General features: G+C 70.4%; 17 protein-coding genes. 13 read left to right on the plus strand and 4 right to left on the minus strand.

Annotated elements, in window-relative coordinates; genetic code table 11:
* Positions 1 to 32: 32 nt before the first annotated feature.
* From I3V78_RS17435 to I3V78_RS17455, 5 genes are all read left to right on the plus strand, one after another.
* Positions 33 to 941, plus strand: coding sequence for a tyrosine recombinase XerC (locus I3V78_RS17435; protein WP_204489541.1), 909 nt, complete (start codon positions 33 to 35; stop codon positions 939 to 941).
* A gap of 74 nt (positions 942 to 1,015) precedes the next feature.
* Positions 1,016 to 1,543, plus strand: coding sequence for an ATP-dependent protease subunit HslV (gene hslV, locus I3V78_RS17440; protein WP_204489543.1), 528 nt, complete (start codon positions 1,016 to 1,018; stop codon positions 1,541 to 1,543).
* Between the two features lie 8 nt (positions 1,544 to 1,551).
* Positions 1,552 to 2,952 carry an ATP-dependent protease ATPase subunit HslU gene (gene hslU / locus I3V78_RS17445; protein ID WP_204489545.1) on the plus strand — a complete coding sequence of 467 codons (1,401 nt, stop codon included), beginning with the start codon at positions 1,552 to 1,554 and terminating at the stop codon, positions 2,950 to 2,952.
* A gap of 26 nt (positions 2,953 to 2,978) precedes the next feature.
* Complete coding sequence (locus I3V78_RS17450) at positions 2,979 to 4,232, plus strand: aspartate aminotransferase family protein (RefSeq protein WP_204489547.1); 1,254 nt, start codon at positions 2,979 to 2,981, stop codon at positions 4,230 to 4,232.
* 249 nt (positions 4,233 to 4,481) lie between these two features.
* Entirely contained in the window at positions 4,482 to 5,180 is a 699-nt protein-coding gene (locus I3V78_RS17455) for a hypothetical protein (protein ID WP_204489550.1), read from the plus strand.
* Here the strand turns inward: I3V78_RS17455 and I3V78_RS17460 are convergent.
* Genes I3V78_RS17460 through I3V78_RS17475 form a run of 4 tightly spaced genes read right to left on the minus strand, consistent with a single transcriptional unit; the run spans position 5,158 to position 8,413 of the window.
* Entirely contained in the window at positions 5,158 to 6,123 is a 966-nt protein-coding gene (locus I3V78_RS17460) for a hypothetical protein (RefSeq protein ID WP_204489552.1), read from the minus strand. The two genes, I3V78_RS17455 and I3V78_RS17460, sit on opposite strands and share 23 nt — an antisense overlap.
* On the minus strand, positions 6,123 to 7,307 hold the full coding sequence (locus I3V78_RS17465) for an SDR family oxidoreductase (RefSeq protein WP_204489555.1): 1,185 nt from the start codon (positions 7,305 to 7,307) through the stop codon (positions 6,123 to 6,125). The genes I3V78_RS17460 and I3V78_RS17465 overlap by 1 nt, the downstream gene beginning before the upstream one ends.
* A 36-nt stretch (positions 7,308 to 7,343) precedes the next feature.
* Positions 7,344 to 7,940 carry a dephospho-CoA kinase gene (gene coaE / locus I3V78_RS17470; RefSeq protein ID WP_204489557.1) on the minus strand — a complete coding sequence of 199 codons (597 nt, stop codon included), beginning with the start codon at positions 7,938 to 7,940 and terminating at the stop codon, positions 7,344 to 7,346.
* Positions 7,941 to 7,948: 8 nt separating this feature from the next.
* Positions 7,949 to 8,413, minus strand: a complete 465-nt coding sequence (locus I3V78_RS17475) for a hypothetical protein (protein WP_204489560.1) — start codon at positions 8,411 to 8,413, stop codon at positions 7,949 to 7,951.
* Positions 8,414 to 8,520: 107 nt separating this feature from the next.
* Between I3V78_RS17475 and I3V78_RS17480 the strand changes: the two genes are divergently transcribed.
* From I3V78_RS17480 to I3V78_RS17515, 8 genes are all read left to right on the plus strand, one after another.
* The gene (locus I3V78_RS17480) at positions 8,521 to 9,024 is read left to right on the plus strand and encodes a multiheme c-type cytochrome (RefSeq protein WP_204489562.1); all 504 of its coding nucleotides are present in this window, start codon (positions 8,521 to 8,523) and stop codon (positions 9,022 to 9,024) included.
* A gap of 1 nt (position 9,025) precedes the next feature.
* On the plus strand, positions 9,026 to 9,631 hold the full coding sequence (gene yihA / locus I3V78_RS17485) for a ribosome biogenesis GTP-binding protein YihA/YsxC (RefSeq protein ID WP_204489565.1): 606 nt from the start codon (positions 9,026 to 9,028) through the stop codon (positions 9,629 to 9,631).
* A gap of 54 nt (positions 9,632 to 9,685) precedes the next feature.
* Positions 9,686 to 9,949, plus strand: coding sequence for a hypothetical protein (locus tag I3V78_RS17490; RefSeq protein WP_204489568.1), 264 nt, complete (start codon positions 9,686 to 9,688; stop codon positions 9,947 to 9,949).
* 45 nt (positions 9,950 to 9,994) lie between these two features.
* Entirely contained in the window at positions 9,995 to 10,603 is a 609-nt protein-coding gene (locus I3V78_RS17495; RefSeq protein ID WP_204489570.1) for a TIGR02265 family protein, read from the plus strand.
* A gap of 42 nt (positions 10,604 to 10,645) precedes the next feature.
* The gene (locus tag I3V78_RS17500) at positions 10,646 to 11,650 is read left to right on the plus strand and encodes an NADP-dependent oxidoreductase (RefSeq protein ID WP_204489572.1); all 1,005 of its coding nucleotides are present in this window, start codon (positions 10,646 to 10,648) and stop codon (positions 11,648 to 11,650) included.
* 10 nt (positions 11,651 to 11,660) lie between these two features.
* Positions 11,661 to 12,407 carry a hypothetical protein gene (locus tag I3V78_RS17505; protein ID WP_204489575.1) on the plus strand — a complete coding sequence of 249 codons (747 nt, stop codon included), beginning with the start codon at positions 11,661 to 11,663 and terminating at the stop codon, positions 12,405 to 12,407.
* A 233-nt stretch (positions 12,408 to 12,640) separates the two neighbouring features.
* Positions 12,641 to 13,303, plus strand: coding sequence for a hypothetical protein (locus I3V78_RS17510; protein WP_338023639.1), 663 nt, complete (start codon positions 12,641 to 12,643; stop codon positions 13,301 to 13,303).
* Positions 13,304 to 13,346: 43 nt separating this feature from the next.
* Complete coding sequence (locus I3V78_RS17515) at positions 13,347 to 15,020, plus strand: DUF6178 family protein (RefSeq protein ID WP_204489580.1); 1,674 nt, start codon at positions 13,347 to 13,349, stop codon at positions 15,018 to 15,020.
* The last annotated feature ends 117 nt before the right edge of the window (positions 15,021 to 15,137 follow it).

Raw genomic sequence — 15,137 nt, forward strand, 5'->3', positions numbered from 1 at the left:
GGCACGGGGGGGCGTCTACGCTAGGAGCTCCCATGAGTCCCGCCGCGCTGTCGCCCCTGCTGGAGAAGTTCCGGGTCCACCTGGTGGACGAGAAGGGCGCGAGCCCCCACACCGTGCGCAACTACTTCATCGATCTGGTGGACTTCGAGCGCTACCTCGTCGAGCGCATGAAGCTCTCGCTCCTGTCGGCCTCGCACGCGGCCATCCGGGGCTACCTGGGCACGCTCGCCGTGGAGCACGCCCCGGCCAGCCGCGCGCGCCGGCTCGCCAGCATCAAGAGCTTCTACAAGTACCTGGTGCGTCAGAAGCTCCTGCCCGGCAGCCCGGCCAAGCTCGTCAAGAGCCCCAAGCAGCCCAAGAAGCTGCCCAAGGTGATGCCCGTGGACGAGCTGTTCGCGCTGCTCGACGTGCCCTCCCAGGACACGGTGCTGGGGCTGCGCGATCGGGCCATCCTGGAAATCCTCTACGGCGGGGGCCTGCGCATCAGCGAGCTGTGCGGGTTGGATCTGTTGGACGTGGACCGCCCGGGGCGCATCCTCCGGGTGATGGGCAAGGGCAGCAAGGAGCGCCTGTGCCCGGTGAACGCGCAGGCCATCCGCGCGCTCGAGGCGTACCTGGCGCGCCGGGACGAGCTCCTGGCCGAGCCGCGCGCGGGCCAGGTGCCGGAGGCCATCTTCCTCAACCACCGGGGCGGCCGGCTGACGCCGCGCAGCATCGCCCGGCACCTGGACGCGCACGTGCTGGCGTGCGCGCTGCAGCGCAAGGTGAGCCCCCACGCCCTGCGCCACTCGTTCGCCACGCACCTGCTCGGGGGAGGGGCGGACATCCGCAGCATCCAGGAGCTGCTCGGCCACGCGAGCCTGTCCACCACCCAGCGCTATACGCACGTGAGCTGGGAGCAGCTCCAGGCCGTCTACGACGCCGCCCACCCCCGGGCGTGAGGCGCCCAACAACCGTCCAGGGAAGCGTGGGAGTGTCGTGGAAACGCCGGGGCGCGCTTGTTAAACCCGGGGACATGTTCCATGGCACCACCATCCTCTGTGTGCGCCGCGAGTCGAAGGTCGTCATCGCGGGCGACGGTCAGGTCAGTCTCGACAAGACCATCATGAAGAACACGGCGAAGAAGGTCCGCCGTATCGGAGACGGCTCGGTGCTCGCCGGGTTCGCCGGCAGCACCGCCGACGCCTTCACGCTCTTCGAGCGCTTCGAGGCCCGGCTCAAGGAGCACCAGAAGAACCTCGCCCGCGCGTGCGTGGAGCTGGGCAAGGACTGGCGCACCGACCGCTTCCTGCGCCGGCTGGAGGCGCTGCTCATCGTGGCCGACCGGGAGAAGACCTTCATCCTCTCCGGCGCGGGGGACGTCATCGAGCCGGACCACGGCATCGCCGCGGTGGGCAGCGGCGGCTCCTATGCGCTCAGCGCCGCGCGGGCCCTCATGACCCACACCCAGCTGTCCGCGCGCGAGGTGGCCACGCACTCCATGCAGATCGCCGCCGACATCTGCGTCTACACCAACTCCAACGTCACCTACGAAGAGCTCTGAGGGCCGCCATGAGCAACCCCCGCAAGATTGCCGCCTTCACGCCGCGCGAGGTGGTGGGCGAGCTGGACCGCTACATCGTCGGCCAGAACGCGGCCAAGCGCGCCGTGGCCATCGCCCTGCGCAACCGCTGGCGCCGCCAGCAGGTCACCGACGAGCTGCGCGAGGAGATCCACCCCAAGAACATCATCATGATCGGCCCCACGGGCGTGGGAAAGACGGAGATCGCCCGGCGGCTGGCCAAGCTCTCCCAGGCGCCGTTCGTCAAGGTGGAGGCCTCCAAGTTCACCGAGGTGGGCTACGTGGGCCGGGACGTGGAGTCCATGGTGCGCGACCTGGTGGAGGCCGCCATCGCGCTGGTGCGCGACGAGGAGCTGGAGAAGGTGCGCGAGCGCGCCCTGGAGCTCGCCGAGGACCGGCTCGCCCAGCTGCTCGCGGGCCATGGCCCCGCGGCGCGGCCCTCCGGTGGCATGGGCTTCATGGCGCCGCCCCCGCCGCCCCCCGCGGTGCCCCGGCTCGGGGACGCCGAGCGCGAGAAGCTGCGCGCCCGGCTGCGCGCCGGCACCCTGGATGATCAGGAGGTGGAGGTGGAGACGGCGGAGGCCAGCGCGCCGCCCTTCATGCGCGGCATGGGGGGCCAGGGCATGGAGGAGCTGGGGGCCAACCTCCAGGAGCTGTTCAAGAACATGCCGGGCATGAACCGCTCGCGGCGGCGCAAGGTGCGCGCGCCCGAGGCGCTCAAGCTCATGGAGCAGGAGGAGGCCGCGCGGCTGCTGGAGCCCGATCGCGTCAACCGCGAGGCCATCGTGCGCGCGGAGACCAGCGGCATCATCTTCATCGACGAGATCGACAAGATCGCCAGCCGCGAGGGCGGCGGCAAGTCCGGCCCGGACGTGTCGCGCGAGGGCGTGCAGCGCGACATCCTGCCCATCGTGGAAGGCTCCACCGTCAACACCAAGTACGGCCAGGTGAAGACGGACCACATGCTCTTCATCGCCGCGGGCGCCTTCCACGTGTCCAAGCCGAGCGACCTCATCCCCGAGCTGCAGGGCCGCTTCCCCATCCGCGTGGAGCTCGAGCCCCTCAGGGGCGAGGACCTGGTACGCATCCTGCGCGAGCCGCGCAATTCACTCCTGCGGCAATACACCGCCCTCATGGATACCGAGGGCGTGCGCCTGGATTTTTCCGACGACGCCGTCGTGGAGATCGCGCGCATCGCGCAGGACGTCAACGAGCGGACGGAAAACATCGGGGCCCGGCGCCTGCACACCGTGCTCGAAAGACTGCTTGACGAGGTATCATTCTCGGCAAGTGAGCAGGGACCGAAGACCCTGCTCATCGACGCCGTCTACGTGCGCGAGCGCCTGGCGTCCGTGGTGCAAGACGAAGATCTCTCGCGTTACATCCTCTAGCCGTTCCCCCCTAGGAGTGCTCCCCCATGGCCACCGTGTCTACCCTGAACCCCCTTCAGCCGGAGGCGGCGCGCGCCCCCACGTCCCCGGCCAAGAACGCGCAGTGGATCGACAAGGCGAAGGCGCACCTGCTGCAGAACTACAAGCAGCAGCCCATCGTGCTCGAGCGGGGGCTGGGCTCGCGCGTGTGGGACGCGGATGGCCGGGAGTACCTGGACCTGCTCGGTGGCATCGCCACGTGCGGCCTGGGCCACTGCAACCCCGAGGTGGTGGCGGCGGTGCGCGGCCAGCTCGACAAGCTCTGGCACGTGTCCAACGTCTTCTACTCGCAGCCGCAGATCGACCTGGCCGCGCGCCTCACCGCGGCGGCGGGCCTGCCGCGCGCCTTCTTCTGCAACTCGGGCGGTGAGGCGAACGAGGCGCTCATCAAGCTCGCGCGCAAGGTGCAGAAGGACCGGGGCCAGCCGGGCCGCTACGAGCTCATCACCTTCGAGAACTCGTTCCACGGCCGCACGCTGGCCACCGTCACGGCCACCGGCCAGCCCAAGTACCACAAGGGCTTCGAGCCGCTGCCCGAGGGCTTCACCCACGTGCCCTACGGCGATCTCGACGCCGTGCGCCGCGCGGTGAGCGAGCGCACCGCGGCCATCCTCGTGGAGCCCATCCAGGGCGAGGGCGGCGTGCGTCAGGCGCCCCCGGGCTTCCTCAAGGCCCTGCGCGCCCTGTGCGACGAGCACGGGCTGCTCCTGCTCGTGGATGAGATCCAGACCGGCATGGGCCGCACCGGCAAGGTCTTCGCCTACCAGCACGAGGGCATCCTCCCGGACGCCATCAGCCTGGCCAAGTCGCTCGGCAACGGCATGCCCATTGGCGCCATGCTGTGCACCGAGGAGGCGGGCCAGAGCCTCACGCCGGGCACGCACGGCTCCACCTTCGGCGGCAACCTCATCGCCGCGGTGGCCGCCAACGTCGTCATCCGCAAGGTGAGCGAGCCGCAGATGCTGCGCGACGTGGCGCAGAAGGGCGAGTTCTTCCTCGGCCGCCTGCGCGAGCTGCAGGTGCGGCTGCCCACCGTCATCAAGGAGGTGCGCGGCCTGGGCCTGCTGGTGGGCGTGGAGCTCTTCCAGGACGCCGCCCCCGTCATCTCCAAGTGCCGCGACTTCGGCCTGCTGCTCAACGCCGCGGGCGAGAAGACGCTGCGCTTCGCCCCCGCCTATACGGTGTCCCACGACGACCTGGACCAGGGCGTGCGCCTGCTGGAGAAGGCCCTGCGCGCCTGAGTCATCCCCTCCGTCCCGGGCCGCTCCCGAGCCCCGGTGCCGCCACGCACGCCCCGCTCACGGGCGTGTCCGCGGGCCGGGGCTTCGTGTTGCCTGGGGGTCCACGAAATATTCTCAGCCTGCAAAAATCCGCCGAGAACGTTGACTCCCACAACATGATTCCTTAGGATGTCAAGAGGCCATCGCGCTTTCCCGGATTTTCCTGTCTCGGGAGGGGTTCGTCCTTGGCGTGAGGCAGGGGGCTGGGTGATGAAGAGCGATCCTTCGCATTTCGCTGGACTGGCACCCGTGCTCGCCGGGCCCGCCCTGGGCGTGCTCGCCGCGGCGCCGGTGACGCCCTCCCTGGTGGAGGTGAGCGTCGTGCTGTTGGAGGACGAGGAGTCGCTGCTGGCCGGGGCGACGGCCTCCATGCCGTCCATCACCGACGACGTGCTGGCCTACCTGGCCGAGTCCGAGCGGGAGTCCGCCGCGGACGAGCCGCTCCAGGACGAGCCGCTCCAGGACGAGCCGCTCCAGGACGAGCCGCTCCAGGACGAGCCGCCCCGCGAGGTGGACACGCTCCTGGTGGGCGTGGAGGAGTTGCTCGGCCTCGGGGACGTGACGAGCGCCCTGGCACTGCTGCACAAGGCCGAGCGGTGCGCGCCCGAGGATGGGCGGCTGGCGGTGGCGCGCGTGCGGTGCGAGCAGGTGCAGCGCACGCAGTGGGAGAAGCGGCTGGGGGACACCCGGCAGGTGCCGCTGCTCAAGCTGCGCATGGCGGAGTTGATGAAGCTCAGCCTGGATGCGCGCATGGGCTTCCTGCTGTCGCGCATCGACGGGCGCACGAGCTACGAGGCGCTCTTCGCCGTCTCGGGCATGTCGCGGCGGGACACGCTGGGCATCCTGGTCCAGCTGCTGGACCAGGACGTCATCCTCACGCGGGGCGCTAGCGGAACTCGAGTACCCTGAAGGAGTAGCTGGCGGTCGCGCCCGTGGGCGGAGACAGCTCCAGGTAGACCGTGGTGGTGGAGTCCGCGCGGAACTCGATGAAGGCGTTCTGCGCGGTGCGGAACGGCGTGCGCACGTCCTCGCGGATGTAGGCGGCGAGCGCGGGGATGACGCGGCCGCCCGCCGTGTCGAACTCCACGCGGTAGCCGGCGTTGAGCGTCACCGGGAAGGAGAAGACGTCCTTGTCCTGGCCGTACTCGAAGGTGCCGGAGAGGGTGCTCGGCGAGGTGCTCCCGCCCGCGCTCGGGGTGAGCCCCGTGGCCTCGGTGACCGTGTCCCCATGGTCGTCCACCACGGAGGGCGCGAGCGTCAGGGTGTACGCGCCCGTGCCGGGCGAGGGATCCCTCGGGGAGTGGCTCACGCGCACGTAGTGGGGCGCGCTGAGCCGGGCCTTGAAGCCCAGGCTCACCCGGGGCGAGGTCGTGGCGTCCAGGGCCGTGAGCCACACGCCCTGCGGATCGAACACGTCCAGCCGGGGCAAGAGCGAGCCCGCCGAGGCCTCCGCCGTGAGCGTGTAGATGGTGCGCGCGGTGCCGTCGATCTGGAAGAAGTCGTAGTCGCCCACGGGCTCGATGGTGCGCCCGGTGAGGGCCGAGGCGGTGGCGAGGGGCGCGGCCCGGGCGAGGCAGTCATCCGGCTCGGCCGCGTCGCCCGCGTGCTCCGGGCAGTTGGCGGCGGACAGGGGCTCGCACGCGCCGTTGGGGCGCAGGATGGTGCCCGCCTTGCACACGCAGCTCGCGCGGCCGTTGTCGTTGACGCAGGCCGTCTTGTCCCCCTGGGTACAGGGGTTGGGCTCGCAGGGGTCCACCGGGGCGGGGGGCTCGGTCGTGGACAGACACCCCGCGCCGAGCAGCGCGGTGAGGCCGAGGAGGGGCAGGGGCGCGAGGGGGTGGCGCGAGGGCATCAGCGACTCCGGGGGGGCTCGGCGTCGGAGGGGTCGTCCTCCAGCGGCGGGGGGCTCAGGTCGAGGGGATCCTCCACCTCGGAGGAGCGCTCGCGGCGCTGGCGGTACTGCTCGCGCACGTAGGCCACGAGCTGATCCAGGTAGGAGGCCAGGGGCGGGCAGCGGATGCCGGTGCCGTCCAGGAGCTCCAGGGTGTTGTGGCAGTTGTAGATGGCCAGGTGGTTGACGTAGCCGAGCGCGGCGCGCTGGGGCCGGGCGAGCTTCTCCAGCACGGGCAGCCGCATCATCACGTCCGCGGCGCGCGCCGAGAGGTTGAAGCGGGGCAGCTTCTTGTTGGACTGCTCGGCGATGCGCTCGTAGACGCGGCGGGCGCTCATGGGGTTGGGGTCCACCAGGTGGAAGGTGCGGCCCACGGCGCGGGGATCGTGCGACAGCGTCCACACGGCCTTCACCACGTAGTCCACGGGCACCACGTTGAGCGGGGCCACGCCGTTGCCCGGCAGGGGCATGGGCATGACGAGCGGGCTCGTCACCAGGAGGATGCCCAGGTAGTAGGGCCCCTCGAACCGGTCGATCTCCCCGGTGCGCGAGTCGCCCACCACGCTGCAGGGGCGGAAGATGGTGATGGGCAGGCTCGCCGCGGCGCGTTGGATGCGCTGCTCGGCGTGGAACTTCGTCTCCTCGTATACGTTGCGGAAGGCCTGGCCGCAGTCCAGCTCGTCCTCGGCGATGACGCCCAGCCGATCCCCGGACACGTGGCAGGTGGAGAAGTAGTTGAGGCGCCGCAGGTGCTCGCAGTCGCGCGCCAGCTCCAGCACGTTGCGCGTGCCGTCCACGTTGATGCGCCAGGCCGTCTCCTTGGGCACGCCCAGGTAGAACACCGCGGCCAGGTGGTAGATGTGCGTCACCCGCGCGCACAGCCGCTGGTACTCCTCGCCGGACAGGCCCAGGTGCATGTCCACGATGTCGCCGGTGAGCAGCTCCAGCGTGCCGCCCGTGCCCTTGAGCTTGGCGGCGAGCTTCTGGGCCTCCTTGAGGTGCTTGGGCTGCACCAGGGCATAGACGTGCGCCCGGGGCTCCTCGCGGAGGATGTGCTCGACCAGGCGTTTGCCGATGAAGCCCGGAAAGCCGGTGAGGAAATACGTGCCGGCGGTGTCCGGGGCTTCCTTGCGCGTGTCACTCATATGGGGCGCGCAGCATACCGTGGAACCCGCCGTGGCCTAGTCTCGTGCGCGCAACTGATTCCAGACGTCACGGACCTGGGCGCGCGTGGACTCCAGGCCCCCCGCGTTGTCCACCACCCAATGCGCGTGCGCGCGCTTGGCGTCCAGGGGGAGCTGGGCCGCGAGCCGGGCCTCCGCGGCGGCCGCGTCGAGGCCATCCCGTTGCATCAGCCGCTCGCGCTGCACCTCGCGCGGCACCCACACGAGCACCACGCCCGCCATCGTCTCGTGCAGCCCGCTCTCGATGAGCAGGGGCACGTCGTAGAGCAGTCGCGTCACGCCCGCGTCGGCGAGCGCCTGGGCCTGCTCGAGGAAGCGCTCGCGGATGCGCGGATGCAGCAGGCCGTTGAGCGCGGCGCGCTCGGCCGGGTCCCCGAAGATGCGCGCCCCGAGCTTCGCCCGATCCAACCGCCCGTCGGGCCCCAGCACGCCGGGAAAGCGCTCCGCCACGGCCGCGAGGCCCGGCGTGCCCGGCTCCACCACCTCGCGCGCGATGACGTCCGCGTCGAGCACCTCGGCGCCCAGCTCGCGGAACATCCGGCTCGCGGTGCTCTTGCCCGAGGCGATGCCGCCCGTCAGTCCGTAGACCTTCACCGGCGGGCCTACTTCGTCGCCAGGGCGTTGAAGGTGAGCGACTGCACCGTCTTGCCGTCCTCGTTGAGGAACACGGCCAGCCCCAGCCGGGAGTAGAAGAGGAAGGTGCGGAACTCGTCCGTCACCTTCTTCTGGTAGCAGGGCGTGGCGGGGGCCCGGCCGCTCGGGCAGGCCGGACCGTAGGTGTTCTCCACCGACTCCATGTCCACCACGGGGCCGGGGAACACCGAGATGCGCTCCACCTGCTGGCTGTCCACGTCCACGGTGAACTGCACCTGCTGGGTGCCCTTGATGGCCTTGTCGCCGAAGTAGGCGATCGTCTCCTTGCCGTCCGCCGTGATGGCACGCGAGGGCTCTCCGAATTTCTTGATGACACTGTCACGCCGGGTCTGGCCGGGTTCGATTCCCTGCCAGGGCTTGGCCACCACGGGCGCGGCGGCGAGGAGCACGGCGACGAGGGTGAGGGTCTTCATATCCCTAGGATGTAGCGGATTCCCCGATGTCGGCTCAAGCGCTCAAGGGCTTGTGTTTCCTACCCGCGCCTTGCTCGTCCCACATGCGTCTGCTAGTGACCGGACCGATGCGTCCCTCGCGCCCCACGCTGCTGACCCTCGTCGTCGCCCTCGGCCTGTGCGGTGCCGCAGGGGCGGCGGATTTCCTCGGCCCGGAGAGCTGCAAGGGCTGCCACCCGGCGGCCTATGACGCCTGGACGCAGTCCAAGCACGCCCGGGCGGGCGACTCGCTCGCCCCCCCGCAGCAGAAGGACGCCCGCTGCCTGTCCTGTCACTCCCCGGACCAGTCGGCGCAGACGGTGTCCCACGTCACGTGCGAGACGTGCCATGGCGCCGGGCAGCACTACTCCCCCTCGTATGTGATGAAGGACGCGGAGCTGGCGCGGCTGGTGGGTCTGGTGGACCCGTCCGAGAAGTCCTGCCGCACCTGCCACGACGCCTCGTCCCCATCCCTCAAGCCCTTCAACTTCGTCGAGGCCCTCAAGGCCATCGACCACTGGTCCGCCGAGCGGGCCGGCAACAAGAACGCCCGGGCGGACAGTGCCGCTCCCGAGGCGTCCAAGAAGAACTAGCGTGATCAAGATCCTCGACGCCCGCTTCCTCACCACGGCGGTGGAGCCCAAGGGCTACCCCACCAGCCTCGCCCCGGAGATCGCCTTCGTGGGGCGCTCCAACGTGGGCAAGTCGTCCATGATCAACGCCCTCACGGGCCGCAAGAAGCTCGTGCGGGTGTCCAACACGCCCGGCCGCACCCGCACGCTCAACTTCTTCGACGTGGACGTGGAGCGCGACGGCAAGCCGCACCTGGTGCGCTTCTGCGACCTGCCCGGCTACGGCTTCGCCAAGGTGAGCAAGACCGAGCGCGCCGAGTGGCAGTCCATGATCACCACCTACCTGGAGAAGCGCCGGGACCTGAAGGTCGTGGTGAGCATCATCGACGCCGAGGTGGGCCCCACCCCGGACGACTTCCAGACGCTCGACTACCTGCAGGAGTACCGGCGCATCCTCGTGGTGGCCACGAAGATCGACCGGCTGCCCAAGGCCAAGCGCAAGCCCCGGCTCTCGGCGCTCGCCGAGCAGCTGTCCCTGCCGCGCGAGGCGGTGCTGGCCTTCTCCGCCACGGAGAAGATGGGCCTGGACGAGGTGTGGGACGCGCTGCTCGGCAGCGTGAAGGGCTGAGCGGAGACGCCCACCCCCGAGTCGCTCACGGGCTCTCGCGACCTCCCTGCGTTGATGCGGGACGACGCGGGCACGGACCTCTTCGCGGACGTGCTCGCACCCTCGCGTCCCCGAGCCCAGGCGCTGCTCGCGCCGCTGCGGGTGCTGCCCCTGCGCGTGTCGCTCCGGGAGGACCCGCGCTTCCTCGAGGCGCTGGGCGTCGTGCCCTTCACCGGCGAGGACTTCGGTCCGGTGCGCCACGAACTCGTCGCGGATGGCGGACCGGACCGGGAGCCGCGCCCGGTGAAACCCGGAGCACGGAGCGTCGGCGGAGGGTGACAGCCGGGGTGGGTATGCTCTCCGCGCCGGGAGGGAGAGGGACCGATGTCATCCGAGGACGATTGGGAGGCCGATCTCGCGTTGCGCGTGGCCCGGGCGCTGCCCGAGCACACCACCCGCGGGTTCTTCCTCCAGTCCTACATGGAGCAGTTGCGCGCGCTCGGGGATGAGGCCCTGCTGGGGCAGGCGCTCGCGCTGTGCGGCAACGGGCCCATCATGGAGTTCTTCAACTACCCGGTCAGCAGCCAGCTGCGGGTGCTGGCGCTGCTGATGCCCTCGCTCGTGGCGCGGCATGGAAGCGCGTCGGCGGCCCTGCGCGTCATGGGACGTCAGGGCGTGAGCCGGTTCCTGTCCTCGACCGCCGGCAGCATGTTGCTCAAGCTCTCGGGCCAGGGACCCAAGCGCATCGTGAGTCACGCGCCCATCGGCTACCGGATGTCGTCGAGCGTGGGCGAGCACTCCCTCGTGTGGCAGGGGCCTCGCAGCGGGCGCTGGACCATGCGCGAGCAGTTCCTGCCCCCCGCGTTCCACGAAGGCCTGCTCCTGGAACTCATGGATCGGGGCGGGGCGCATGAGCCCCGGGTGGTCTCGCGCGTCCGGGGGTTGATGGACTTCGAGTTCGACCTCTCCTGGGAAGATCCTCCGGGCGAGTGAAGTGGGTGTAGACAGGGGGCTCCTTTCGAACCTGGAGTCCCCATGCGCGCCTTCTTCATCCGCCGGTACGGTGGCCCCGCTGTCCTCGAGGAGGGCGAGCTGCCCGCGCCCGCCCTGGGCCCTCACGACGTGCGCATCGCCGTGCACGCGGCGAGCGTCAACCCGGTGGACTGGAAGATCCGCGACGGCGCGCTGCGGGTGCTGCTGCCGTACCGGTTTCCCCTCGTGCTCGGCAACGACTGCGCGGGCGAGGTGCGGGAGGTGGGCGCCGAGGTGACGGCCTTCAAGCCGGGCGACGCGGTGTGGACGCGCCTGGACAAGGACCGCATCGGGGCCTTCGCCGAGGAGGTGGTGGTGCCCGCATCCCTGGTGGCGCCCAAGCCCTCGCGGCTGTCCTTCGAGGAGGCCGCGTCCTTGCCCCTGGTGGGCCTCACGGCGTGGCAGGCCCTGGTGGAGGTGGGACAGCTCTCCGCGGGCCAGACGATCCTGGTGCACGCGGGCGCGGGCGGCGTGGGCGCGGTGGCGGTGCAGGTGGCGCGGCACCTCGGGGCGCGGGTGGTGGCCACCGCGAGCGCGAAGAACCACGCGTTCGTGAAGCAGCTCGGCGCGGACGAGGTCGTGGACTACCACGCCCAGCGCTTCGAGGACGTGGTGCGGGACGCGGACGTGGTGCTCGACACCGTGGGCGCGGACACGCAGCTGCGCAGCTTCCGGTGCGTGCGCCCGGGCGGGCACGTCATCTCCATCACGGACCGTCCCACCCTGGCCCTGGCGCGTACCTGGGGCGTGTCTCCCATGCTCTGGCCCGTCTTCGCGCTGCTCGGCGCCCGGGCGACGCTCGCCGCCCGACGCCACGGCGCGCACTACACGTACCTCTTCATGCACCCGAGCGGCGAGCAGCTCCGGACACTCGGCGACCTGGTGGACACGGGCGCGCTGCGGCCCCACGTGGACCGCGTCTTTCCGTTCGCCCAGACGCGCGAGGCCATCGCCCATGCCGAGTCGGGCCAGGCGCGCGGCAAGGTGGTGGTCCGGGTTCGCGACTAGGGCTCCCTCCATGAACGAGCGCATGCGCTGGACGGCGAGGAGCGCCTGGCGGCTGATGGGCTGTCTCCTGCTGCTGGGGACGTTGCTCTCCGCCCACGCGGAGCCTCCTGCCCTCAAGCTCCCGGGCCGCAAGCCCGATTCCGCCGAGCCGTGGGGCGCTTTTCTTGGCCGGGCAGCGCATTTCGCGATCGGCGGGCAGTATCGCGTGCAGCACCCCTCTCACCTTGTCTTCCTCGACACCGTCAATCTCCAGGACATCGTGGAGCGAGCGCGGTTGGGAGATCGCCACCGTCTGTCGGAGTTCGTCAGGCTTTTGCGTCCGGATATCACCGATGCCAGCGACCTCGTGCTCTTCGAAATCAAGCCAGATAACGAGATGTCGCGCAGGCAAGGACGGGAGCAGGCGGGCCGCTATTTGAAGGCCCTGAATCAGGTTGTCGCGCTCGACAAGAAACTCACGGGAGGCACCGGTTTCGATGGCTCCCTATTTATCGATTTCGAGAAGGGTGGGGCGCTCTGGCAGTTGTCCTGGCGTACGCCAGAGCCTGGAGTGACGCTCTACCGCTGGAGCTATCGGCGTGCGAAGTCCCCTGCGTCCTGGAAGGAGCGTGCGGCCCAAGCGGATGAAGCGCTCCCAGACGCGGAAGCCGAAGCGCTCGGTGAATTGGCCGAGCAAGCGATTCGGGCTGCTTATGAAGGGAGCGACCTTCCCGAAGGCTTTCGGGGCCATGTCTACCTTCCCGTGGAGTGTCAGTGAATGAGCGGCGACGCGCTCGCACTCGTTGGCGTCGGGGACGGAGCCCGTGGCTTGATGCCCAAGTAACCTCCATGGTAGGGCCGAATGTGATGACCTCTCGACAATCACCCGTGCTCGAGTTCCCCGCGATGCTCCACGGTCTCTCAGGCGCCGTCTCGCGCAACGTGCGGAGTAAGGGACGTGCATGGGCGCGGGAGTACGTCACCACAGGTGCTTTCACGCAGCCGCAGCGGATGCTCCAGGTCCAGCCTGGCGAACAGCTGCAGATGGAAGCGGGCGTCGTCTTCGACGTCGTTCCCGCGCCCCGGTGGCGGGTTCACCTGTTGTCCCACGCGTTCATGGGCTTGAACACCGGTGTTCCAGAAGAGATGCGCCAGTCCGCGGAGAGCGCCTTCGAGTCCTTCTGTCTGGGCACCCCATGGGGCGCGCTCTTCCATGCGGTGACTCCCTACCCACTGCGGAGCGCGGAGCGCATGGCCCGGCGACTCGCCGCGCTGCTGCGCTTCTGGGACGTGCTCCAGGGCCCCCGCTACGCGTTCGGTGTGCTCGTCCCCCAACAGACACTCGAGGAGCTCATCGGCTCCCTCTACCGGGAGACCCTGGACGCGTGGTGTCCCGGAGGCCCCATCGCGGTGCGTGAGCACGTGTCACGGTCGGTGGAACGCATGGCACACGCGACCCGCGAGGAGTGCATGGAGGTCCTGCTCCGGGTGATGCCCGCCCTGGTCGACGTGGACCCCGACTTCGAGCACCGTGAGCGCCTGCGCGATCCGGGCTTCCTGCGCGAGCGCCTCGCCGCGCTGGCGCCCGAGGACTTCGCGGACATCTCCAGCGGCTACAAGTTCACGGTGGTCATGCGACTGGCGGCCTGGGACAGGCAGTTGGGGCGGCACTGACGCGGGTTGAGCGCCACGTCCGCGCCGTGCTAGGCACGCCGCCGTGTCGACCGGCAATGGCAATGGACAGGGAAGCAGGGCGGAGGAAACCCAGCGCGCGCTGAGCACCGTGCGTCGGCAACTCGCGGCGGTCTCCGGCCGCAAGCGCATGGAGGTCCTCCTGGAGTCGGGCCATGCCCGGGCGCTCGTGCGCTCGCTGCCCGCGGAGGACCTCTACTTCACCATCATGGAGGTGGGCCTGGACGACGCGGTCGAGCTCGTCCAGCTCGTCTCCCCCGAGCAGTTCCGCACCTTCGTGGACCTGGGCGCCTGGAGGCGCGACACGCTCGACACGCACGCGGCGCTCGCCTGGCTGCGCGCCGCGCGAGGCGAGGGCGGCGAGGACTTCCTCAAGAAGCTGCGCAAGTCGGACGCCGAGGTGCTCCAGCTCATCGTGCGCGCCTACACCACGCTGCACGACCTGGAAGAGGATCCGGACGTGAACCCGGCGGGCGTCACCATGGAGACGCCCGAGGGCCGCTACCTCGTGGAGTTCCACGGCCTGGAGGGCGTGGAGCTCACCACCCTGCGCACGCTCCTCACGGATCTCATCGCGGACAACCCCTTCGAGGCCATCCGCTTCCTGGAGGCCACGCGCTGGGACGTGCCGGGCGAGCTGGAGGAGGCGGCCTACCGCTTCCGCTCGGCGCGGCTGCAGGACCTGGGCTTCCCGCCGCTGGAGGACGCGGTGCGGCTGTTCAGCCGGGTGGATCCCGGCCCGGGGCCCTCGCCCGAGGTGGGCGCGGCGCTCGTGGCCCAGCGTGACCAGCCGGACTACCTGGAGGCGGCCTTCAGCGGCCTGAGCGAGCAGGAGCGCGACAACCTGGAGGCGGAGCTGCGCCACCTGGCCAACGCCACGCTGGTGGCCGAGGTGGAGGAGCCCGGGGACATGGACGCCATCCGCCGCGTGGGCGAGATGGCCCGGGACTACCTGTTGCTCGGGCTCGAGCACCTGACGGGGGGCCAGCCCTCACGCGCGGTGGAGGTGGTGCGCGACACGGAGATGCAGCGCATCTTCCAGGTGGGCTTCTCCCTGACGCTCGCGCTCAAGTACCGCGCGGACCGGCTCATGAAGACGCCGCTCGCCGAGGTGGATGGCGCGCCGCTGCTCTTCCCCGAGGAGGCCGTGGCGGTGGAGGCCCTGCGCCGCAAGCGCCCCCGGCGCACCCTCAAGGTCCCGGGCGCGGAGCCCGTGCCGTTCCGCTCGCGCCGGGAGCTCGCCGCGAGCGAGGAGGTACTCACCCGGGCCGAGGCGCAGGTGGCGCTGCTCGGCGCGCTGCTGGGCGGCACGCCCGCCGCCGCGCGTGAGGTGCTCGCCCGCTTCCCGGAGGAGCCACGGGTGTTGGGCATGGACCGCTTCTTCGCCGCCGCCGTGGCCCAGGCCCTGTTGGAGGGCCGCGTGGATCCCCGGCCACTGCCCCGGACCCAGCGCGCGGAGCTCGGCCGCCAGCTCTTCACCGGGACGCCGGACGCGCCGCGCCTCCAGCCGGACGTGGCCGCGCGCGCACGGAACGTGCTGGAGCCTGTCGTGCCCGAGTCCGCGCGGGCGGAGCTGCGTCGCCGGGTGGACATGATCCTCGCCCGGCTGTTGGAGGAGGTGGGGGAGGCGTTCCTCCAGGAGGGCACCCTGGATTCCATCGTGTCCATTCTTCTGCCCATGGAGGGAAACGAGCGGTAATTCTTCCCGATCTCCTCCTGCTCCCCTCCGGGCAGGCGAGCCAACGTGCTGGATCCACGGGACTTTTCGCCCATGGACGGGTGGCACGGCTCCTGCTGACGCCCTGGGCGTGAGGTC

The organism is Archangium primigenium (assembly GCF_016904885.1).
Classification (GTDB): Bacteria; Myxococcota; Myxococcia; order Myxococcales; family Myxococcaceae; genus Cystobacter; species Cystobacter primigenius.